24 protein-coding genes and 1 riboswitch are annotated in these 21,543 nt (G+C 45.4%); of the genes, 6 read left to right on the forward strand and 18 right to left on the reverse strand.

Features of this window, described 5'->3' with window-relative positions; all coding sequences use genetic code 11:
- Positions 1 to 676: 676 nt before the first annotated feature.
- The 7 genes from AC0YOD_RS14885 to spoIIR all read right to left on the reverse strand — a co-directional run bounded on the left by AC0YOD_RS14885 (position 677) and on the right by spoIIR (position 6,651).
- Positions 677 to 1,924 (reverse strand): serine hydroxymethyltransferase, encoded by a 1,248-nt coding sequence (locus AC0YOD_RS14885; RefSeq protein ID WP_475800105.1) that lies wholly within the window; start codon positions 1,922 to 1,924, stop codon positions 677 to 679.
- Between the two features lie 118 nt (positions 1,925 to 2,042).
- Positions 2,043 to 2,642, reverse strand: coding sequence for a TIGR01440 family protein (locus AC0YOD_RS14890; protein WP_475800106.1), 600 nt, complete (start codon positions 2,640 to 2,642; stop codon positions 2,043 to 2,045).
- Positions 2,643 to 2,658: 16 nt separating this feature from the next.
- Positions 2,659 to 3,117: a ribose 5-phosphate isomerase B gene (gene rpiB, locus AC0YOD_RS14895; RefSeq protein ID WP_475800107.1), complete on the reverse strand. Its 459-nt coding sequence runs from the start codon at positions 3,115 to 3,117 to the stop codon at positions 2,659 to 2,661.
- A 98-nt stretch (positions 3,118 to 3,215) separates the two neighbouring features.
- A riboswitch (ZMP/ZTP riboswitch) is annotated at positions 3,216 to 3,297 on the reverse strand.
- A 71-nt stretch (positions 3,298 to 3,368) separates the two neighbouring features.
- Entirely contained in the window at positions 3,369 to 3,947 is a 579-nt protein-coding gene (locus AC0YOD_RS14900) for a low molecular weight protein arginine phosphatase (RefSeq protein WP_475800108.1), read from the reverse strand.
- Positions 3,948 to 3,977: 30 nt separating this feature from the next.
- Positions 3,978 to 4,538: a manganese efflux pump MntP gene (locus tag AC0YOD_RS14905; protein WP_475800109.1), complete on the reverse strand. Its 561-nt coding sequence runs from the start codon at positions 4,536 to 4,538 to the stop codon at positions 3,978 to 3,980.
- A gap of 91 nt (positions 4,539 to 4,629) precedes the next feature.
- Entirely contained in the window at positions 4,630 to 5,691 is a 1,062-nt protein-coding gene (locus AC0YOD_RS14910; protein WP_475800110.1) for an L-threonylcarbamoyladenylate synthase, read from the reverse strand.
- A gap of 144 nt (positions 5,692 to 5,835) precedes the next feature.
- Positions 5,836 to 6,651, reverse strand: coding sequence for a stage II sporulation protein R (gene spoIIR, locus AC0YOD_RS14915; protein WP_475800111.1), 816 nt, complete (start codon positions 6,649 to 6,651; stop codon positions 5,836 to 5,838).
- 152 nt (positions 6,652 to 6,803) lie between these two features.
- Between spoIIR and AC0YOD_RS14920 the strand changes: the two genes are divergently transcribed.
- From AC0YOD_RS14920 to tatA, 4 genes are all read left to right on the forward strand, one after another.
- Positions 6,804 to 7,691 carry an RNA polymerase sigma-70 factor gene (locus AC0YOD_RS14920; RefSeq protein WP_475800112.1) on the forward strand — a complete coding sequence of 296 codons (888 nt, stop codon included), beginning with the start codon at positions 6,804 to 6,806 and terminating at the stop codon, positions 7,689 to 7,691.
- Between the two features lie 119 nt (positions 7,692 to 7,810).
- Positions 7,811 to 8,248 carry a carboxymuconolactone decarboxylase family protein gene (locus tag AC0YOD_RS14925; protein ID WP_475800113.1) on the forward strand — a complete coding sequence of 146 codons (438 nt, stop codon included), beginning with the start codon at positions 7,811 to 7,813 and terminating at the stop codon, positions 8,246 to 8,248.
- A 203-nt stretch (positions 8,249 to 8,451) separates the two neighbouring features.
- On the forward strand, positions 8,452 to 9,198 hold the full coding sequence (tatC, locus tag AC0YOD_RS14930; protein ID WP_475800114.1) for a twin-arginine translocase subunit TatC: 747 nt from the start codon (positions 8,452 to 8,454) through the stop codon (positions 9,196 to 9,198).
- A gap of 20 nt (positions 9,199 to 9,218) precedes the next feature.
- Positions 9,219 to 9,422 (forward strand): twin-arginine translocase TatA/TatE family subunit, encoded by a 204-nt coding sequence (tatA, locus tag AC0YOD_RS14935; protein ID WP_475800115.1) that lies wholly within the window; start codon positions 9,219 to 9,221, stop codon positions 9,420 to 9,422.
- An 81-nt stretch (positions 9,423 to 9,503) separates the two neighbouring features.
- Here tatA and AC0YOD_RS14940 read toward each other — a convergent pair whose 3' ends face one another.
- Together AC0YOD_RS14940 and AC0YOD_RS14945 are read right to left on the reverse strand one after the other, a co-directional pair.
- A complete protein-coding gene (locus AC0YOD_RS14940; protein WP_475800116.1) occupies positions 9,504 to 11,219 on the reverse strand; it encodes a GMC family oxidoreductase in 1,716 nt (571 codons plus the stop codon).
- A 17-nt stretch (positions 11,220 to 11,236) separates the two neighbouring features.
- Positions 11,237 to 12,022, reverse strand: coding sequence for a gluconate 2-dehydrogenase subunit 3 family protein (locus tag AC0YOD_RS14945; RefSeq protein ID WP_475800117.1), 786 nt, complete (start codon positions 12,020 to 12,022; stop codon positions 11,237 to 11,239).
- Positions 12,023 to 12,146: 124 nt separating this feature from the next.
- Between AC0YOD_RS14945 and AC0YOD_RS14950 the strand changes: the two genes are divergently transcribed.
- Positions 12,147 to 12,830 carry a hypothetical protein gene (locus AC0YOD_RS14950; protein ID WP_475800118.1) on the forward strand — a complete coding sequence of 228 codons (684 nt, stop codon included), beginning with the start codon at positions 12,147 to 12,149 and terminating at the stop codon, positions 12,828 to 12,830.
- A gap of 153 nt (positions 12,831 to 12,983) precedes the next feature.
- On the opposite strand, the gene AC0YOD_RS14955 is transcribed toward AC0YOD_RS14950, so the two are convergent.
- The 6 genes from AC0YOD_RS14955 to AC0YOD_RS14980 form a co-directional block, all read right to left on the reverse strand.
- The gene (locus AC0YOD_RS14955; RefSeq protein WP_475800119.1) at positions 12,984 to 14,609 is read right to left on the reverse strand and encodes a family 10 glycosylhydrolase; all 1,626 of its coding nucleotides are present in this window, start codon (positions 14,607 to 14,609) and stop codon (positions 12,984 to 12,986) included.
- Positions 14,610 to 14,793: 184 nt separating this feature from the next.
- Positions 14,794 to 15,765 carry a peptide chain release factor N(5)-glutamine methyltransferase gene (gene prmC, locus AC0YOD_RS14960; RefSeq protein WP_475800120.1) on the reverse strand — a complete coding sequence of 324 codons (972 nt, stop codon included), beginning with the start codon at positions 15,763 to 15,765 and terminating at the stop codon, positions 14,794 to 14,796.
- 89 nt (positions 15,766 to 15,854) lie between these two features.
- Positions 15,855 to 16,925, reverse strand: coding sequence for a peptide chain release factor 1 (prfA, locus tag AC0YOD_RS14965; RefSeq protein ID WP_475800121.1), 1,071 nt, complete (start codon positions 16,923 to 16,925; stop codon positions 15,855 to 15,857).
- A 261-nt stretch (positions 16,926 to 17,186) separates the two neighbouring features.
- Entirely contained in the window at positions 17,187 to 18,287 is a 1,101-nt protein-coding gene (gene ychF / locus AC0YOD_RS14970; RefSeq protein ID WP_475800122.1) for a redox-regulated ATPase YchF, read from the reverse strand.
- 71 nt (positions 18,288 to 18,358) lie between these two features.
- Complete coding sequence (locus AC0YOD_RS14975) at positions 18,359 to 18,724, reverse strand: YolD-like family protein (protein WP_475800123.1); 366 nt, start codon at positions 18,722 to 18,724, stop codon at positions 18,359 to 18,361.
- Positions 18,725 to 18,955: 231 nt separating this feature from the next.
- The gene (locus tag AC0YOD_RS14980) at positions 18,956 to 19,153 is read right to left on the reverse strand and encodes a hypothetical protein (RefSeq protein ID WP_475800124.1); all 198 of its coding nucleotides are present in this window, start codon (positions 19,151 to 19,153) and stop codon (positions 18,956 to 18,958) included.
- Positions 19,154 to 19,305: 152 nt separating this feature from the next.
- On the opposite strand from AC0YOD_RS14980, the gene AC0YOD_RS14985 reads away from it, so the two are divergent.
- The gene (locus AC0YOD_RS14985; RefSeq protein ID WP_475800125.1) at positions 19,306 to 19,509 is read left to right on the forward strand and encodes a hypothetical protein; all 204 of its coding nucleotides are present in this window, start codon (positions 19,306 to 19,308) and stop codon (positions 19,507 to 19,509) included.
- A gap of 71 nt (positions 19,510 to 19,580) precedes the next feature.
- On the opposite strand, the gene AC0YOD_RS14990 is transcribed toward AC0YOD_RS14985, so the two are convergent.
- From AC0YOD_RS14990 to AC0YOD_RS15000, 3 genes are all read right to left on the reverse strand, one after another.
- Complete coding sequence (locus AC0YOD_RS14990; RefSeq protein ID WP_475800126.1) at positions 19,581 to 20,270, reverse strand: DNA-methyltransferase; 690 nt, start codon at positions 20,268 to 20,270, stop codon at positions 19,581 to 19,583.
- A gap of 113 nt (positions 20,271 to 20,383) precedes the next feature.
- Positions 20,384 to 21,034 (reverse strand): glycoside hydrolase family 73 protein, encoded by a 651-nt coding sequence (locus AC0YOD_RS14995; RefSeq protein ID WP_475800127.1) that lies wholly within the window; start codon positions 21,032 to 21,034, stop codon positions 20,384 to 20,386.
- Complete coding sequence (locus tag AC0YOD_RS15000; protein ID WP_475800128.1) at positions 21,018 to 21,518, reverse strand: phage holin family protein; 501 nt, start codon at positions 21,516 to 21,518, stop codon at positions 21,018 to 21,020. Before AC0YOD_RS15000 ends, AC0YOD_RS14995 begins: the two co-directional genes overlap by 17 nt.
- Between the last annotated feature and the right edge of the window lie 25 nt (positions 21,519 to 21,543).

A 21,543-nucleotide genomic window follows, 5' to 3' on the forward strand; every position in this document is an offset into this window, starting at 1 on the left:
CCCTGTTTGTTGTTCTACAGCATTCAATCAAGCAAAATGATTCTTCTCATCAAAGGCTTTTTGATCTCTGATTACATTCCGCTCATTTAAAACTATAGAAATAATTAATATTTATTTTTTTACTATACATGCTAGAAGATTTATTATCAAGAATAAGCAACTGTAAATTTGTGTAATATAAGGATGTAAACCCATTACTTTATTGCTTTAACGCATTTATACGTTCAAATATCAATGAAATAAACTGTTTTACAATATTTATTAAAATAATTAACGATAAATTTTCTATATTTATCTGCTAATTCTTTCGTTTTTCAATATCAATTTCGCGCTTGATTAGAGTGAAATTAGCAGTTGTCATTTTCTTTAATTTTCCATAAAATTATAATATTTTAGCTTATATTTTTTTATTCAATTGGAAATTCATTACTGTTAAGCATAATAATAAATGAACTTCTAATGCACATTTTAGATCTTAAAATCCCTCCCATTAAGCGTAATTGCGTTAATTTTCTAATCCAATAATTCGCCTTGGACAACGATTACCTTTATTTAGAATGCATGTTTGACTGCTTTTTTATACTGCTATCATTCGCAACCGAAGCGAAAAAAAAAGCAAAAGACCCATTTGGTGATGTACACCAAATGGGTCTTTTTGATTCAAAAAAATATGTGATTAGTAAGTCATACCTGGATAAAGTGGATATTGTGCAGTTAGATCGCGTACCATATTGCGAGCTTTCTCGTGAACTTCTGTGTTCTCAATATTGTTGAGCACAAGTGCAATCACTTCAGCAATGACCTTCATCGCATTCTCATCCATGCCGCGAGCTGTAGCAGCAGGCGTACCGATACGAATACCGGAAGTTACGAATGGGCTAGTAGGATCAAAAGGAATAGCGTTTTTGTTAACTGTGATTCCTACTTCGTCAAGCACACGCTCAGCGACTTTACCTGTTGTGTTCAAGCTGCGTGTATCAAGAAGAATCAAGTGGTTATCCGTTCCACCAGATACGATGTTGAAGCCTTTTGCAATAAGCTCATCTGAAAGCACTTTTGCATTTTTCACTACTTGTGCAGCATATTGCTTGAATTCAGGTTGAAGAGCTTCTCCAAATGCAACAGCTTTAGCTGCAATAATATGCATCAAAGGACCGCCTTGTGAGCCTGGGAATACGGCTTTATCAATAGCTGCTGCCCAAGGCTGGCGACAAAGAATCATACCGCCGCGAGGTCCGCGAAGCGTTTTGTGTGTTGTAGTCGTTACGAAATGTGCATGAGGCACTGGGCTCGGATGCTGACCAGCAGCTACTAGACCAGCGATATGCGCCATATCAACCATGAACAATGCGCCTACATCATTAGCAATTTTTCCAAGCTTTTCAAAATCGATCGTACGCGGGTACGCACTAGCTCCTGCAACAATCAAACGAGGACGGTGTTTAAACGCCAATTTGCGAACCTCTTCATAGTCGATCGTGAAGGAATCCTCTTGTACACCATAAGCAACGAAGTTGTAAAGCAAACCAGATGCGTTAACCGGGCTGCCGTGCGTCAAGTGTCCGCCATGTGCAAGGTTCATACCAAGAACAGTGTCGCCAGGTTGCAACGCTGCAAGATATACCGCCATGTTCGCTTGTGCGCCTGAATGTGGTTGAACGTTAGCATGCTCTGCGCCGAAAAGCTCTTTCGCACGATTACGAGCGATGTCTTCTACGATATCAACATGCTCACAGCCGCCGTAGAAGCGTTTGTTTGGGTAGCCTTCTGCATATTTGTTAGTTAGAACGCTTCCCATAGCTTCCAATACGGCTTCACTTACAATATTCTCAGATGCAATAAGTTCAATGTTGTCGCGTTGGCGTTGAAGCTCAAGCCCTAATGCCTTTAGTACCTCTGGATCTTGCTTACGTAGATTTTCCATTTTCAATATTCCTCCTCAAAGTTGGGTATACCTGTACGCGAACGATAACGGCTTATTTTACCTTTTGGACAGCAAAGGAAGCTCCATTTACGATCAAAGGACAAGCAAATTTATAAGATTAATGGCATGTATCAACGGTTTGATCAGGCGTTAGATTAGACTGTAGCTCATATACGGCGCGAGCCCCGCCAATTAGCTTCGGTCTTGTAATCGCCATCGTTACATGAGCTTCACCGATACGAGTAATGGACGGACGAACGGGTACTGCAACTCTCTTGAGATGCATGCCAATCAACGTATCGCCAATATCAATACCTGCGTGCGCATGTATTTCTTCTGCCAAGCAAGGCTCTTGTAGCTGCCCATAAGCGTATGCAGCCATGGACCCGCCCGCTCTCGGTACAGGAATCGCGTTCACTAGCTCTAAGCCATAACGTTCAGCCGCTTCGCGTTCGATCACGAGCGCACGATTCAAATGCTCGCAGCATTGAAATACGGGCACGAAGCCGATTTCCTTGCGAACGGCTTCCACGCCGGCGTAGATTTGCTCCGCCGTTTCTACCGTTCCCGCTGAACCGATTCGATGACCCAGCACTTCACTAGTGCTTACACCGATTACAAGCAGCTGCCCCTTCGCAAGTTTCCCTGCTAAAGCAAGCTCGCGAACGATAACTTCAACTCGACCTGCAATCTCGACATTTTCAACTTGATCATTCATGTTGTTAGCCCCCTAATTAGGATTGGCTTGATGTATGCTCTTCGATTTGTTTCACTTTATTAATGCGGCCAACATGACGCTGCTCTTCTGAAAATGGCGTCTCCAGCCAAATACGGACAATTTCCTGAGCTACGCCCGGACCAATAACACGCTCTCCCATTGCCAGCACGTTCGTATCATTATGCTCACGCGTTGCTTTGGCTGAGAACAGATCATGCACCAAAGCACAGCGGATGCCCTTCACCTTGTTCGCTGCAATCGACATCCCGATACCTGTTCCGCAAATCAAAATACCGCGTTCTGCTTTGCCGCTTGCAACAAGCTCAGCAACAGGCACAGCATAGTCTGGATAATCCACCGATTGACTGCAATCGCAACCTACATCTTCTAATTCATGACCAAGCGATTGAATAAACGTTACTAGCTCATCCTTCAATCGGTAGCCCCCATGATCAGCACCAATAGCAATTTTCAACGTAAAAGACCTCCTTCTGAATGAAACATCTCCATGCTAGTATACCTATTTTTGCGTAAAAAGACGAAAAAAGAGCAAGACATGCTTATTAGCATGCTGCTCTTTGCCCAGGCGACCGGCCGTATATTCCAATGCTCCACCGTGGTTAACCCACTTCCGTCGCCAGTTACATTGGAAACCGTAATATGTCCCTTTATAATAGCTCAAATGTTCCAATAAATCAATCCATTATATAATGCCCAAGCGCTGAATTATCGCTTGGTCAGCTTATCCAGCAAACGTGACAAGGCAGTCTCTATTTCAGCGGCACTGCTGTTATATACGGCAAGCGAACCGCCAAACGGATCAACAACATCGACACTCGGAATGCGTCGTTCCAGCTCAAGAAGGCGATTCCTCTCCCCAGCTGTCAGTTGTTGACCAAGCGCCTGCTTCATATGCATCTCGGAATACAGTCTTTCCAGCTCCTCTATGTCGGCAAGCACGCTCTCATCCTGATTCGCGTATTCCTTCAACGTATACGTTTTGTCTACAGCTTCCGGGTACCATTGCAGCAATCCGCGTTTATGACTTGAGGTCATGGTCAAAATAAGATCAGCCCAATTGACAGCCTCGCTCGTCAGCGCCCTCGATGTGCTTTTATGCTCAATATCCCATTGCCGAAGCGTTTGAACGGCGTGAGCGGAAACCGGCAATCCATCTATAGTGGATACTCCAGCTGAACGAACAGCCACCGTAATCCCTCTCTTAGCAGCCATCTGTCGAAGCAGCGCCTCCGCCATTGGCGAGCGGCATGTATTGCCTGTACAAACAAATAAAATACGTTTCACACTGCCAACTCCTTTTCTAACTCCGTTAAATCAGAAAATGAACAAAATACCAAACACCAGTAAAATAGCACCGCCGCAGGCTTCGCCGTATTCCCCAAGATTTCCGCTGACTCTGCGGCCCAGCATTAAACCGATCACCGACATAAGTCCGCCAAAGAAACCAAATAAAAGGATCGTTGCCCACACATTAGCAGCAAACATACCTAATGTAATGCCAACCGACAAGGAGTCGATGCTTACGCTTAATGATAGCACCAACAACCCCCATAGAGTGCGATGATCGAAGGATTGTACAGCTTCACCGCGCAAAGAACTATAAATCATATGCAAACCGAGCAAAAGAAGCAAAATTCCCGCTGCAGTCGTTGCCACATCTCCAAGCAATTCACCCACATATTGACCCGCGAACATGCCAGCCAGCGGCATAATGATATGAAATATTGCAATAACAATGCCTAGCTTCAAAATATCCCATAGCCGTATTCCTTTTAGGCCAATACCAAGCCCCAGTGAAAAAGCGTCCAGTCCAAGCGCTATCGCTATAATGACCAGCGTCAAAAACTGTCCGGCTTGCAAATTTGCCTCTATCACCGATAATCTCCCCCAAGTCCGCGCATAGTCTTTATCAAACATATGCGGGTATGAGGACAAACATACTAGCTTGGCCATAACAATACTTATTCTATTTCACTTGAATGACTTGATTGCCAGCCGCTTTCACCATTCGGTTCATAAGCGCCGCTCCTATGCCTTGCTCTGTACAGCCTTCTCCCCAAATGCGTTGTGCACCGGCGTCATCGAATTTCCGCAATGCCGCATAAAGAAGCTGTGCCGCTGAATCCAGCTCCGCTTCACTTCCTAGAGAAATTACGAGATCTGCCTCATAAGCATGAAGCCGCTCATGAAAGGCAAGTATACCTGTCACCTCACCTCGTCGTTTGGCCGCTTGCTCTTCTGCTTGAATATACGCTATAACAGCCTCAGACTCTCCCATAACAAGTGTAAGTTCCCCTTTTGGGGCATAATGCGTGTACTTCATACCAGGAGAACGCGGTGCTAGTGGTTCTTCTGTAGATGCGAAGTCGATCGTTACGCCTGGCGCAGCTAGCTGCAGCGCCTCCATTGTAACTCCGCCTGGACGCAATATACGTATGACGCTTTCACCCTTCAGCTCAATGACTGTTGATTCCAGCCCTACGCCAGTTGCGCCGTCATCTACTATGCCATCCATTCGCCCGTTCAGATCTTCAAGTACATGATTGGCCAGAGTAGGACTCGGCCTCCCTGAACGATTTGCACTCGGAGCCGCAACAGGACAGCCCGCTTGCGCCAGCAGCTCCAAAGCTGCTCGATGATCAGGCATTCGAATCCCAACTGTCGAGAGTCCAGCCGTTACAAGCGGCGATAATACCCCTGCACGTACAGGCAAAACGATGGTTAGCGGTCCCGGCCAAAAAGCATCCATGAGTCTTCCTGCAAGCTGCGGGTAAGGCCGTACAAGCTCGTCCAGTTGACTCCGATGGGCAATATGCACAATCAGTGGATTATCGGAGGGACGTCCCTTTGCAGTAAATATTCGCTCCACTGCCGAAGTATTCCGAGCATCAGCGCCAAGCCCATAAACGGTTTCCGTCGGAAAAGCGATCAGACCGCCTTCGCGGAGCAGCTTGCCAGCTTGACCAAGCTCCGATCTCAGCTCCGTATCGTCTGTCGATTCAACTCGCCATATAGTTGTTGTTGTCATCTCTATCTTCAATCCTTGCTTTAAAGTTAAATTGTCCAATCAACCAATATTATAGCATAGGCATTCAAAAAACGAGCAGAAGCGAAAGCCTCGTCTTAAAAAATAGACGCTGCTCCCGCTTCATCCTACCGCTCTTCTTACATTTTATGAGAACAAGGATTTAATCCAGTCAATTAGACTCTTTATCATTTCCCATAAAAAAAACTTTGCTTCAGGCGCCTCATCTGTGGAATCAACATTCGCTGCATCCGAAGTTTGCTTTGCTTCCCCCTTCGAAAGCTTGGCATCATCCCCATTAACAGCAGCCGCATCCTTATCCGCCGCTGCCGCAGTTGCTAGGCCGGCAGTTTCGACAGCTGGAAGCGCTGACGCCTCACCGGAAGCCGCGTCTATAAAACATAGCGGCGGGAATAATACACACCACCAGTTCTGACCAGCACCCTCACCAAGCGTAATCCGCAGCGCTTCATAGTCACCTGCTGGATAAACCTCATTGCCGTACATTTTAGTTGGGAATGGAACCATTCCAAGCTCTGCGGAGGAACCGTAATCGAAGCCGCGGCTGCGCAGTACCTCTTCCGTAATTTGTTCAATTTCAGGCATATGAGCGATGATCGATTGACGAGCTTCCTCAATAGTCTGAGGCCCCGTCACCCAGCTGTTCATCGCTTTTACGATCTCATCACGAACAAGACGCTTAACGACTTGATCCACAGGAGCATCGGAATTTGCTAATATACGGAGACGGATAGCCTCCTGCGGAATTTGGCCGCTAGCAACTGCCGCATCCATCTGCTGGGTTTCCCAGCTCATAAGTAATAGAATAAGAACAAATAGAATATAACCGTATGATTTACGGAAAGGAAATTTATAAGGTCTAACCGAATGAGTTGGAAGAGATGCATTTAATTTAGAATCAGTAACATTGGAATAAGTATGAATGGAATAATGGCTGGACATTTACACAAGCCCCTCTCGTCGCCCCCGTCGGTGCGTCAGCTTGCGTTCCGGAACGTATCTATCCGTCATTATGTCCGTTCCTCACCATATATAAACCTAGCAATCTATCTATTTTTCATATAAATATCTCTAACACAAAGGATTGGTAAATAATGGATTTTACAAAAGTATATACGACTTATCGGCCGCTGCTTCATTCCATTGCTTATCGCATGCTAGGCTCCTATAGTGAGGCCGAGGATCTCGTTCAAGATGTATTTGCAGATTTCAGCCGTTTAGACGACCAGACCATCGATAACGAAAAAGCTTATTTAGTGCGAATGGTCACAAATCGTTCCATTAATCTCCTTCATTCCGCTCGCAAGCGAAGAGAGGTATATGTCGGACAGTGGCTTCCAGAACCCGATATCGGCCCCCTTCAACAGGATCCAGCTGAACTTTACGTGGAGCATGAGTCCATTTCATATGCTTTGCTTGTCATGCTGGAGAAGCTGTCAGCCGTGGAGAGAGCCGTCTTCATACTTAGAGAATCCCTTCAATATGATTATGGTGAGATTGCTGCCTGTCTACAGAAAACGGAAGCAAACTGCCGGAAAATTTTGAGCAGAGCGAAGGACAAGCTTCAAAAGGAACGCAGCTCACTGCCCGTAAATACCGTAAAAGCTGAACCGCTCGTCACTACCTTTATGGAAGCTGCTGCATCAGGAAATTTCGAGAAGCTAGTGTCGCTTTTGACAGAAGAGGCCATACTTGTATCAGATGGCGGGGGCAAGGTGCGTGCCGCTATCTTTGCGATTATTAGCAGAGCACGTGTCATGGCTTTCTTACAGGGTGTTATACCGAAAACCTTTCTAGGGGATGCGCATCAGTTCACTGTCGTGAATGGACAAGCTGGTGTCATTATTATCAAGGCTGGTAAACCTAGAAGTGTCATCAGCTTCCAATTGGATGAGAGTCAGAAAAGGATTGAACGAATATTTGTCGTTTTGAATCCTGACAAACTCATGCATGTCTATCTCGATGATACTCAACAAAAATAAAATCCGTCTTTTTTTGAAACTCCTGTCACAACCGGATACGCTGCTTTGTCTTAAATAACGAAAGGGCACACAAGAATACGTGATGCTAACAAATCGGATGTTAGAGGAGAATGATTACGATGACACAAAGAACTTCTATAATTAAAGAAATTCCCGCGGCTTATGGAGCAATGAGCGGTCTCGAAAAATATTTAGGTACTACAAGCATTGATTCCCAGCTGAAGGAATTGATCAAAATTCGCGCATCACAAATAAATGGCTGCGCGTATTGCATCAACATGCATGCGAAAGACGCAAGAGCCTTGGGCGAAACGGAACAGCGGATTTACGCGTTAAGCGCTTGGCGTGATACGCCTTTTTTCACTCCGGCAGAGCGAGCTGTGCTCGCCTTGACGGAGAGCGTCACGGTCATTACGAAGGAGCATGTGCCTGATGCTGTGTACGATGAAGCGGCCCGCTATTTTGACTCAAAAGAAATAGGGGAAATCATTATGGCTATCATCACGATTAACGCTTGGAACCGCATTGCAATCAGCACAAATATGATGCCGGAATAAAACAAAATAGTTGTGCAAAGCCAAAGCTGCAGTACGAAGAGCTGTCTATCCGATTAATCATCGGTGTGACAGCTCTTTTTCGTCCTACCCCTCACTCCAGCACCCTTCCTAAATGGATTCAGAAAAGGTTAGTGCGCATAACCGTACGCGAACTGGTTATTCTATAAAAATGTCATGGCAAATTTAACAAAAGAAAGCGTGTAATGCGGGGTGATGTGTTGAATATTCAGGAGGACCTAGTCAACCACTTGACCGAGCTGCGAAAAAGGCTGCTCATCGTATTCCTTTGTTTCATAGTCGCTATGAGCGGAGGACTTTATTTGTCCCCGAGCATATTGCTCTACATTAAGTCAGGGCTGACCGCCCATTCGGTTGAATGGAATGTTTTCTCGTTCACAGACGGCTTGTTCATCTATTTACGCTGTGCCTTCTTGTTCGCCATCTTGTTCACGTTGCCTGTCGTGCTCTACCAAACATGGGCATTCGTGAAGCCTGGCTTGACTGAGACAGAAGCAAAAGGAACGCTTGCCTATGTGCCCATATCATTCCTTTTGTTTCTTATAGGCATATCATTCAGCTACTTTCTTGTATTTCCGATGATGCTTGGGTTCATGATAGAAATGAACCATAACGTTGGCGCAGTTGAGACATACGGAATTGACCGCTATTTCTCTTTTCTATTTAGCGTCGTCTTCCCGCTTGGTGTAGCCTTCGAAATGCCGCTCATCATCCTATTTCTAACAAAGCTCGGACTTCTGACTCCTGAGCGACTAAAAGGATCTCGCAAGTACGCCTATATCGGTCTTGCTGTAGTCGGTTCATGCATTTCTCCGCCGGACTTCGTCTCTCACTTGTCCGTGACGGTTCCGCTGATTCTGCTCTTTGAGATCAGCGTGCTTATTTCTAATCGGTACGCCAAACGGATTGCCGCTATCCCCACCCCTACTTGAACGAAAAAGGAGATTTGCACATGTTTAACAACATCGGAATATCAGGGTTGCTTATCATTCTATTTATCGCGCTTATCGTGTTCGGGCCGGCCAAGCTTCCACAGCTAGGACGAGCATTCGGCGATACACTGCGTGAGTTCCGCAGCTCGACGCGCGGAATCGTAGAGGATGATCCAGCAAGCCAAACGGCTGACAGCAAGGAAGACTTGAAAAAGCTGCTCTAAAACAAACGCTGTAGAACAAAAAAATGAGAGCCGCTACCGAATTCGGTAGCGGCTCTCTTCTTGTTCATAGCAGCTGACTGATCAAACCAGCATGCCGCCCTTCTCTCTATACTTGATAATACCCTCTGCTGCTCGATAAGCCAGCGCTCCAACAGTATTTGTCGGGTTGTATCCAGCATTTTGCGGGAAGGCACTCGCACCAATGACGAACACATTTTCCGCATCCCACATTTGACTGTATGTATTGATCGCCGATGTGGCAGGATCAGCACCCATGATTACACCGCCTGTGTTATGCGTAGATTGATAAGTCGTGATCTCGTAAGTACCGAGCTCCTTCAAATAATCAACCTTGTCTGCACCCATCTCTGTAATGATGCTCTTGCATTGCTGCACCAAATATTTCGCCATTTCACGATCTTGTTCTTCGAAATCAAACGTAACGCGCATCAGCGGATCACCATAGGCATCCTTGTATGTCGTATCCAAATCAAGAAAATGATGCTTGAAGGACATCGATGATCCCTGCGCTCCTACAGAAAGAGCACGATTCGCATAATGAACTGACTTGGCTTTAAACTCTGAGCCCCAACCAGGCGTTCCTGAAGGAACAGGATTATTCTGAATTGGGCGTGCGCCTGATTGTGTGATCGCGATGACTCCACCGTGAATAAAGTTCAGATCCGAGTGATCAAAGTTGTCGCCATTAAAGTCGTCAAGCGAAATACCGAGTGAACCTGCACCTGCAAAATTATTAAACTCCTGATTCTCAAAAAAACCTATCGCGCTTCCTTTTGAAACCTGATACGCATAGTTTTTGCCGATCACACCCGTACCTGATGCAGCATCATACGGCTTGCCGAGATTAGACATGAGCAATAGCCGAACATTATTGAACACATAGCTCGTCATCACAACGATATCCGCTGGTTGAATAATTTCTTCACCTGTCGTCACATCCGTATACATAACTCCTGTTGCCTTACCGCCCTTATGCAGAATCCGACGAACATTTGAATGGGTGCGTATTTCAAATTTGCCCGTCTTATTCGCTACTGGAATAACGGTCACAACCGGATCTGCCTTTGCGCCATATTCACAGCCAAACCGCTCGCAATAGCCGCAATACTGGCAAGCAGCACGGGATATGCCATCGGGATTCGTGTAATCTTGTGATAAGTTTGCTGAAGGCATCATATAGGGATTCAATTTCAAGCGGGTAGCCGCTTCCGTGAACATCTGCATAGCTGGCGATTTCTTCATTGGCGGCGTTGGATAAGGCGCGCTTCGTTTGCCTCCAAGCGGATTCTCTTCACCTGAAATGCCTGCCATATGCTCGAATGTGTTGTAATAAGGCTCCAGCTCATCGTAAGTGATGCCCCAGTCCTGAATAGACATACCTGCAGGAATTTTATTTTTTCCATATCTCTCGATCGTTTTACTGCGAATTTCAAAATCGTAAGGCAAGAAACGATACGTCTGACCGTTCCAATGAACGCCCGCCCCGCCTAGCCCGTCTCCTATCAAAAATGAACCATATGTCCGCATCGGCAGTGCACGAATTTTCTCATTACTGCGGAATGTGATGGTATCCTTGGATAAATCCTGCATCAGCTCATAGCGAAGCGCATACCTCAGCTCGTCATGAACCATGTAATAATCCTCTGTCTTCCTTTCTTTGCCCCGCTCTAAACCAACAACATTCAAGCCTTTCTTTGTCAGCTCGGCGGCGATAATTCCGCCGCACCAGCCGACACCAACAATAACGACATCTGTTTTCGGTAATGTTTTGGCCATTTTGTCCTCCCGCTTCGTTAAATAGATGCCATATGATCTTGCAAGCTGCTTGGTTCCATCTCCGTGAATTTCTTGTCAATGATGTCGGTATAGCCCATCTGGTTGCCCGGATATTTGCGCATACGCCATCCATTCATATTTGAATTCCCGCCATAAAGCGGATCACTGTAGGCACCTTCAAGCGTATTTGTCCGAAGCATTCTAAAGAAGCCACTTGCAGAGATTGTCGTCAGCTTCACCGAATCCGATTCAAAAGCTTTGAGGACCTCATCCTGTTCTTCGCCCGTCAAATCTGGAAAGCTCTTCTGGTATTTGTTCATACTGTAATTCTCAAGCTCACGCAGTCCTATTTCGTAAATTTCCCGCCTCTTCAAACGTCCTTGATAGCCCTGTTCTTTCTCACCTTTGTAAAAAGGCGGCGTCATATAATCACGCCCATTGAAGCCCCAGTCACCTGCCAATTGATGGTCGATAAAAAAGGCAACCCCAAGTGATTTGGCACCCGGCCCCGTTTCATCCTCAGGAAAAATTCTTTCCGTAGCACTCTCTGCAATTAGAAACTGCTCCTGAGTAAGAAACATAAGCGCACGGTTGTAGTTTTTCGACTCAGGTGTCTTGTTTTTATCCTTATCCTTCTCAGCAGTTGGAGTCTTCGCTGTCGGTTTTTTGCCTATTAGTGAACCCAGTGCTCCACCAACAACGATACCGCCGAGCGCATAGCCCGTATTAACAAGAAACTTACGACGGGATTTGCCATCGACCTCGGACTTTCCTTGACCTTTGTCTTTTTCGGTTTGATCCAATTGATACACCTCCCGGAATATTCATTCTTTCCCCCTTATTATTTTCCAAGAAGCCATGAATATTCATTTCATGGAAAGGGTCATGATAATAACAAGAAATTAATTACTGGAGGATGATTCATCAATGAAAAAAACAACAACGTTTCTCTCAGTTGCACTAGCTGCGTTTACCTTGGCTGGATGCAGTTATGGGACATCGCCAAACATGAATACGCAATCTGCTCAGTCTACTCAGTCCCCCCATCATGCTAAGGCGCTCCACGACTCTTCTGTTATTCCAAGCGAGACTGGGCCTAAGGTACATACGACCAATAAGCATGGTAAAACCACTAACGGCATGGGTACTTCCGTCTATAGCATGATTGGCAGTTCCGGGCTTCACTCCAATGGCTTCTCCGCGCATTTGGAATCTAGACTTAGCGGTCTTGGCATATCTGACGTCCGGGTATTCGTCTTTGACGATACGGTTGTGCTCGCTGCTGCGAAGCGCGAAACTTCCGCTTCGCAATATGATGAGCTTCAAATGAAGCTGCTTAACAGCAACGAAGGCATGTCTTCTAATGGTGTTACATTAGATGGCGGCGTAAAGGGCAAGGACACAGAAAAACACGATAATCTCTCCATGGCAGCCAGCCAAATTAAGTCTCTTATGGGGGCAGAAGTGAAGGTGCTGACGGTAACGGGCGACAGAGCGGTGAAAGCCATTGAGAAGATTCGAACAGACGCACTGGCTAAGGATCTTTCACCAAGTGTCATTGCGAGCGACATTCGTGTACTGTTGGAGCTAGTTGAAAGGGAGTCAAAATAACTTAATTCCTTAAAATAAATAGAAAAAAGGTAAAGAAAAGCTCGTTAGAACTTTCCTTTACCTTTTTGTTCTTCAAAATATATATGATTTCTAAAGGCCGAATGTCTTCCAGAGACGGACTCTGCATTTTATCGTGAGCAAATGGTGTTCCACTTATTTCGTATAATAAGTGCTCAGCGTATCTTTGATTCCTAGTACGTTTTTCCGAAGATCCTTCGCACTAAAAAACACGTCACCCTTCACTTCCGGATATTTCTTATTGTACTCCAGTTGATTGATGATCTCTTGGGCGCTTTGCCAGCCCGCTTCCTTCGTTCCGAGTTTGTAAGGCGAATGGCCGATATACAGATCCACGCCAGTTCCTTTCACTTCCTGCGCCCACCAATCTACCAACTTGTCATAACGCGCATTATTAAAGCTTAAGCTCCAGTAAATTTGCGGATTCACGTAATCGATCCAGCCTTGCTTAATCCATGTTCGAACATCCGCAAACATATCGTCATAAGCAGTGATGCCCGCTTTGGTATCAGACCCCGTTTTATCGACAGCTATATTACGCCAAACTCCGAATGGGCTTATACCGTATTCCAGTAGAGGGTTCGCTTTATGAATGGATTCACCAAGCTGACGTACAAATTCATTGATATTATTCCTTCGCCAATCGGCCTTTGCCTTTATTTTTGATGGATTGTAGCTTTTAAAAGCAGCGTCGTCGGCAAACGTCACATTCGAAGGATAGAAATAATCATCTAAATGGACCCCGTCAATGGGGTATCCATTCACAACCTCCATAATGGTATTGATGATATGTTGACGAGCCTCTGGAATACCAGGATTAATTAACAGCTTTCCACCTGCATTCACAATCCAATCAGGATGCTCCTTGGCAACATGGTTAGGAGCAAGTGAATCAGTTTTTGCATCTACGTTTGCCCGGAACGGGTTGAACCACGCATGAAATTCCATATTTCGCTTATGCGCTTCCTCAATCATGAAGGCAAGCGGATCATAGGTCGGTGCCAAGCCTTGAACACCCGATAGAAATTTGGACCAAGGAACCAGCTTGGACGGGTATAAGGCATCCCCAGCAGGGCGTACCTGTACAAACACCGCATTCATACCCATACTCTGCAAATCATCCAACAAGCTTATAAACTCACCTTTCTGCTTTACTGGATTTAAATAAGAAGCTGCAGAAGGCCAGTCCAAATTGTAAACCGTTGATACCCATGCTCCGCGCAGTCCTGCGCTAGTGTCTGGCACTGGAGTTGGAGTTGGATCAGGCTCAGGATTTGGCGTAGGGGTGACGATGCCACCTGACGGATCATCAATGACAGTTGCCAGCAGCGTAATCGTCTGAGTCTTTTGATTCCAATTAACCTCCAAGCCAAGCTGTTCACTCACAAAACGAAGCGGCACCATTGCTCGTCCAGCCTTGACCTGAACAGAAGCGTCCAGCTTAACGCTCTCGCCGTTAACAGTCGCCACCGTACTTCCGCTATTCATAAGAATGGTTTTGCTATCTCCACTTGTAATGGTCACCCGTTGCTCAGCAAAGCTCCAATTCACGGTCGCTTTGAGCTCCTGGCTGATGACACGAAGCGGAACCATCGTCACATTGACCTTCGGTATAATGTATGGCGCAACATCACTTTCAATCGTTTTTCCATTCAAAATAATACGAATGCCAGCAGCTTCGGCTGCTTGACTGACTGGCGCAGCTATACTCATGAAAATAGCCGCAAACAGCAGCCAAAGTGTCCATTTCTTGAACCTCATGCGTTCTCATTCCCCTATTCTAATGCTATTAAATACCCTTCCAAAAATTAGACGCTAGTTGGCAGGTATTGGTTGCACTGGATCTGTCAAAAGGTTTAACATCATAATCCCTTCTAGCCTAATTCTAAGAGTATGTAAAAAAAAGAGGCTGAGCCCATTAGGCATAAAGCCTTCTGAGACAGCCTCATTGCGTTGCGATGACATGACGTTCAATACCAGCGTAGTCGCTGATGATTCGGATATCATCCCATGCACCAATGCTTCGCATCATGTCTGCTACGATGCGTGGCTGATGTATGCCGAGCTCGAAGGCTACGATGCGAGGCATCGCAGCAAGCAGCGGAAGCTGCTCCAGCATGCGGCGGTACGGATCTAGTCCGTCCGCTCCGCCAACCAGCGCGAGATGCGGCTCATGGTCGCGCACCTCGCGCTGCAGGCCTTCCATATCCGCCGCCGGTATATACGGCGGATTGGAGACAAGCACGTCGATGCGAAGCTCGACGTGACCATTCTGCTCATGCCGAGGTATAAACGGCATGAGCAGGTCGCCCTGCACGAAGGAGATGCGGTCCGCCGCCCCATGGCGGGCCGCATTCGTGCGGGCGACTGCCAGCGCATCCGGCGAAAGATCGGATGCGCTAACGCGCCATGCGGGACGCTGCGAAGCTAGCGTCACGGCGATGGCGCCGCTGCCTGTGCCGACGTCAACAATCGTCGGCGGCAGTGCTTGCCCGTTGCTGCTTTGCGCAACGGGCTCATGCTTGTCGATCGCCGCCGCAGGCCATAGGCGATCGGCAGCCTCCAGCACCGCCTCGACGAGCAGCTCCGTCTCGGGGCGCGGTATAAGGACGGCCGGCGTCACCGCAAACGCGCGTCCATAAAACCATTGCTCGCCGATCAAATATTGGACCGGCTCTCCCGCTGCCTTGCGGCGCACCAGCTTCTCCCACTCCGCAAGCCGCTCTGCTGGGAAAGGATCGCCTCCATCACGAAGCAGCACGCCGCGATCAATACCCAGCACATGCATGAGCAGCAGCTCCGCATTGTTGCGGGGCTCCTCCACTGCTTCCGCTTTCAATATTGCGGTCGCACGCATAATAGCCTCACGAATCGTGATCGGCTCCTGAAACCAGCGCTCCTCCATCTGCTCTCTCATTCCCGCATCGTCCCTTCAACGTCTAATCATAACAAAACGCCGGACCGCCGCTTGCGTATAGCAAGCATTCAGCGGCCCAGCGCAATTTATTAAACCATTTCACGTTCCATAATATCTGCTTGTTCAGCAATTGTAAGCGAAGATACGATTTCTGACATATCACCGTTCATAATAGCATCCAGCTTATGCAGCGTCAGTCCGATACGGTGATCGGTTACACGGCTTTGCGGGAAATTATAAGTACGGATACGCTCACTGCGATCACCTGTACCTACTTTGCTCTTACGCTCACCGGCATATTTCGCTTCTTCCTCTTGACGGCGAACATCTGAGATACGAGCACGAAGCACGGCAAGAGCCTTCGCTTTGTTCTCATTCTGAGACTTGCCGTCTTGACAGGTTGCCATGATGCCCGTTGGAACGTGCAGCACGCGAACCGCGGATTTCGTTGTATTAACGGATTGTCCGCCCGCTCCACTGGAGCAGAACGTATCCACACGAATATCCTTGTCTAAAATTTCAATCTCAACATCTTCAACCTCCGGCATAACCGCAACTGTTGATGTTGATGTATGAATACGTCCGCCTGATTCCGTTACTGGAATACGTTGCACACGATGTGCGCCGCTTTCAAACTTCAGCTTGCTGTACGCGCCTTTGCCCGTCACCATGAAGATTACCTCTTTAAAGCCGCCGACGTCATTTTCGCTAAAGTCCATAAGCTCTGTACGCCAGCCTTGTGTGTCTGCAAACTTCGTATACATACGATAAAGCTCATATGCAAATAGCGCTGCTTCATCTCCGCCTGCCGCGCCGCGGATTTCAACAATAACGTTCTTATCATCGTTAGGGTCCTTAGGCATCAATAAAATGCGAATTCTCTCATCAAGCTCATCTTGACGATCACTTAGCTCGCTTATTTCCATTTTTACCATTTCACGCATTTCGTCATCGAGTTGTTCAGCCTGCATCACTTTAGCATCTTCAAGCTGCCCGGTAACTTGTTTATATTCCGTAAAGGCATCATAGGCCTCTTGTAAATCTGACTGCTCCTTGGAAAGCTCTCTAAGCCGCTTGGGATCACTAGATACATCTGGATCACACAATAGCTCACTCAGCTTTTCATACCGGTCTGCGAGTGCTTCTAAACGGTCAAACACGATCATTCACCTCTGTTTATTCCATTAGGATATGTTCATTATAGCATATCAATGGCTTTCTTTCGACAGCTGGTTTGCTTGAACAACCGCGCAACCAGCCCGCATGAGCCATTCATATTTCCAATAAAGCGTTACCTGCTCATCACTTCATATGCTCGTCAATCTTTAATTGCTACAACTTGGATCCAAAAAACTTATAAGCAGCAGCAAAACCCCATAAGCGCACTGCTGCACTCATAGGGCTTTAGCTTTGCCATTTCTCTATACGTTAAAACGGAAATGGATAACGTCGCCGTCACGCACGACATATTCCTTACCTTCAAGGCGAACTTGTCCTTTTTCACGCGCAGCGCCCATTGAGCCTGCTGCTGAAAGATCGTCAAAAGAAACAATTTCCGCGCGAATAAATCCACGTTCGAAGTCAGTATGAATGACACCCGCAGCTTGCGGCGCTTTTGTCCCGCTGCGAATGGTCCATGCGCGAACTTCTTGCACGCCTGCTGTAAAGTACGTATATAAGCCCAATAATTTGTAAGCTGCACTGATCAGACGATTCAAGCCAGACTCTGACATGCCAAGCTCCTGAATGAACATTTCTTTGTCTTCGCCTTCAAGCTCAGCAATTTCTGCTTCTACCTTCGCGCTGATCGGCACAACTTCTGCGCCTTCGCCTGCTGCAAAATCACGAACTTGCTGCACATATTCATTGCCTTCTGAATCCGCAACTTCATCCTCGCTCACATTCGCTGCATAAAGCACTGTTTTCATTGTGAGCAAATGCAGATCACGAACAAGCAGCTTCTCATCATCGCTAAGATCTAGGCTGCGAGCTGGTTTATCGTTGTATAGAGCTTCTTTAATGCGCTCAAGCACTTCAATCTCTTGAGCTACTTTTTTGTCGCCGCCCTTTAGGTTTTTGCGGGAGCGCTCAATTTTTTTATCTACCGAATCAATATCAGCCAAAATAAGCTCCAAATTGATCGTTTGAATATCGCTAATAGGATCTACCTTACCGGATACATGCGTAATATTATCATCTTGGAAGCAGCGTACAACATGAACAATCGCATCAACCTCACGGATGTGCGCCAAAAACTTGTTGCCAAGTCCTTCGCCTTTGCTCGCGCCTGCAACCAGACCCGCTATATCAACAAACTCAAACGCTGTCGGCACAATGCTCTTTGGAACAACAAGCTCAACCAGCCTGTTCAAGCGCTCATCCGGAACCTCAACCACGCCAACGTTTGGATCTATCGTACAAAAAGGATAATTGGCAGACTCTGCGCCTGCTTGAGTAATTGCGTTAAATAATGTCGATTTTCCAACGTTCGGCAGACCGACGATCCCACAAGAGAGTGGCATAAAAAACAACTCCTTCATCTAAATAATCTTTCGCAATTATACTCGAAGCGTACAAACAAAGAAAGCCCTGTCTATATGACAAGGCTTTCTGCTTTCATTATGTCCATAAATGAAACTATAGTTGGATTACCTTGATATTCAACATGAACCGTTTTTGTACGGGAGTCCATTTTAATTATTTTCCCTATAACCGGTTCATCCCAATTCCATACAATTAACTTTAACTCTAATTCCTCCTGCAGCGCTTCAACTAGTCTCTCTCCAAGCTCCTCTAATTGATACTCATCCCGAGTTGGTCTCTTTGGTCCCTTTGCCATATCATTCTCCTCCAATGCCCTGTTGTATTGATTTATTGCCACTACATGTTCAGGTAACATCATCCTACTGCTCGACCACAATTTATTGCTTTTCGGATCTAATCTATTAATTTTTATCATGTACTCCAACCTCGCCATTTAACGGGTTTAGCATCTTCTCGATTATATAGAACTCGAAATGTATTTGATTCTTTATCCCAAAGTACATAATCCTCCTTGACTAGATTGTTAATAGCTTCCTTAATTTGCGACTCACTTCGTTGAGTTTTTTTACTTAGGTCAGCTATATCGATTTTAGAAGGATCGTTGCGGTATACGTTCCACATGACAGTTAATACTTTTCTAGCAGCATCATCCAACATGTCCTTTTATCAACTCCACATCAATGATGTTCTCAATATTAAAAATGCGCGGTGCATTCGCTGTTAGGCAAAATGCTTTCACTTTACCATCCTTTACAGCACGGACCTGGATAGTACGAAAGGATATTTTTCGATTTCTGTCATGATAGATAATCTGAACTGTCCGGCCAATGTATTTGTCATTCATGACCATCACTCCAATACGAATGTTTGTTCTTATTATATACCAAACATACGTTCTAGAATCAAGCAGTATTAAATTAATATGATTGAATTTTTATATACCACATATATCCATTTGAAGGTATTATATAAATATCAATATGAGGGGTTGATACTTTGAAATTCGGAATGAGGATGCCTAGTCTTAAGAAAAGAATATCAGCAAGGACTAGCGTTAAGCGACAGGTCGTGCATCGGTTGGGTTTAAAAACGCCACGAGGATGGGGATGGGCAAGGAGTCCGAAGAAATACGTATATAACAAAGTATACACTCGCACGACATTTGATATTTTTGTATTGATTAAAAAACTATTCAAATAATCAGATTCCCAAGCGATTGGGAATATAGAAATAGAGCGCACTAACCTCATAGGCCAGTGCGCTCTTTCAAATTAAATTGTATGATCTGCTCTGTTCAGCCTCTCATTACTAATTTCAAAATAATTGCTATCCAGTTCAAAACCAATAACCTCACGATTTAATTCATTTGCTGCCACAGCTACTGGCCCCGATCCCACAAAGAAATCGGCAATTGTTTCTCCTTCTAGACTGCTATTTAAGAGGATATCTTTCATTAGCGATACTGGCTTTTCAGTAGGATGAACAGTTTTGTTTCCTGCTATCCTTGGAATACTCCAGATGTCCGTTGATGAACGTGTAGAAATTCTTCTTGCCTTTCCCTCGCCCTTTACTGCAAATATAATAAATTCATGACGAAAGCGATATTGATATCCCATTCCCATATGTTTTTTATCCCAAACAATACAATTCTTAATGACGAAACCGCAACGTCTCATCCACAAAACAATTTGAGGATACATTCTCCAATCAATGAAAACGTAAATATGATGCCCTGGTTTTAAAATACGATAAGCTTCTCGAAGCCATTGAAAAGTAAATCTTTGATAGTTCCGATCTGACAATTTATCGTTTGCGATAATAGAGAATCTCGGTTTTTTAGATTTGGTCATAGACGTACCGCCAAAGCCTAAATTATAAGGCGGGTCTGTAACAATTAAATCTATGCTCTCGTCTTTGATATATTTTTTCGATCCTTCAATACAATCCATATTATATAACATGGTAATCCTCCTATAGAACATATGTTCTTTTTTTGAGTAAAAAAAAACACCAACCAACCGGCTGATGTTTACCACACTGATCTCCCACCAAATATAAATAAGTGAGTTCGTTTTTATTTTCTCGATATTGCAATCGTATTAAACCAAGTAAGCTCAGATATGGTTATTTTCTTCTGCTTTACTTTGTCTAACCATGACTTATCGGAAATGATTTTTTCAACAATTAATCGTTGAACTGCTGCAGCTAGTACATCCCATTCCGCATCTGTAAGTTTCAGCATATTCTCGTCCTCCTCGATCTCATCATATTTTGTTAAATCATTTGCTTTAATCAGGGTCAATAACTTACTTGCATAAGATGAATCCGTAGCATATCCGCATGCGTATAACATTGCAGCCTGAGCTTCTGGTGTTTTAGCTGTCCTTACGCGATCATATCGGGGTAACAAGAACAATAAATCTTGATCTTTATAAAAATCATAAAGTTGATCGTAAACGCGGAAATTTGCCGTTATATTTACCGTTTGACCGCCGTATTCTTCCCACGTTCCTTTATTTATGCTGCGCCCTTTCCAATACCCATTAGGCTTACCTCCGCCTACCTTGATTCCACCAAGATTATACCAAGGGTGAATCACGCAACCTGTCTCCAGAATGTTCTGAGCCAGTCTAACCGATGAAAGCAGAGGAGATCCTTCGCCCCGCACTTGTTGCACAATTGGTGCCAGTTTTGCAATAAATTCATTTTTACTTAACTTCGTCATTCTTTGTCACCTCTTCTGCGGGTTTTACATTGATCTTGGAAGCCCTCTCCACCTTAGCTTTAAGCTCAGACTCTATATGGGTCATGACCGCTTTTGGAATCCAATACCCCCATCCCGCGCGGTAGGCATTCGCCGTCAATGATTGCCATGTGTGATAGACAATACCTAATGTAATGGCATAGAAAAACAATCCCGGCATTGACATCAAAGCGTCCAACAGATTAGCAAATGCGGGGATTGCCAATAGAAATAATGTTCGCGGCAGCCCGACCCTAATGCCATACTGCGAGGAATAAGTCTTATCTTTTCGAGCGGCAGAAATTCCTGTAATCCAATCTAAAGCAATGACAGAGATTAGTAATAGCACTGGCAAAATTCTTCCATTACCATAAATTAAAGATACCCAAGGAGCAATTACCGCGCCTATCGCTGCCGCAATTGCTCTACCTTCTGTTACATCTACCGAAAACCACTGTTTATACATACCTGTTCATCCCCTCATATATCTT

The organism is Paenibacillus sp. J31P13, from assembly GCF_056269295.1.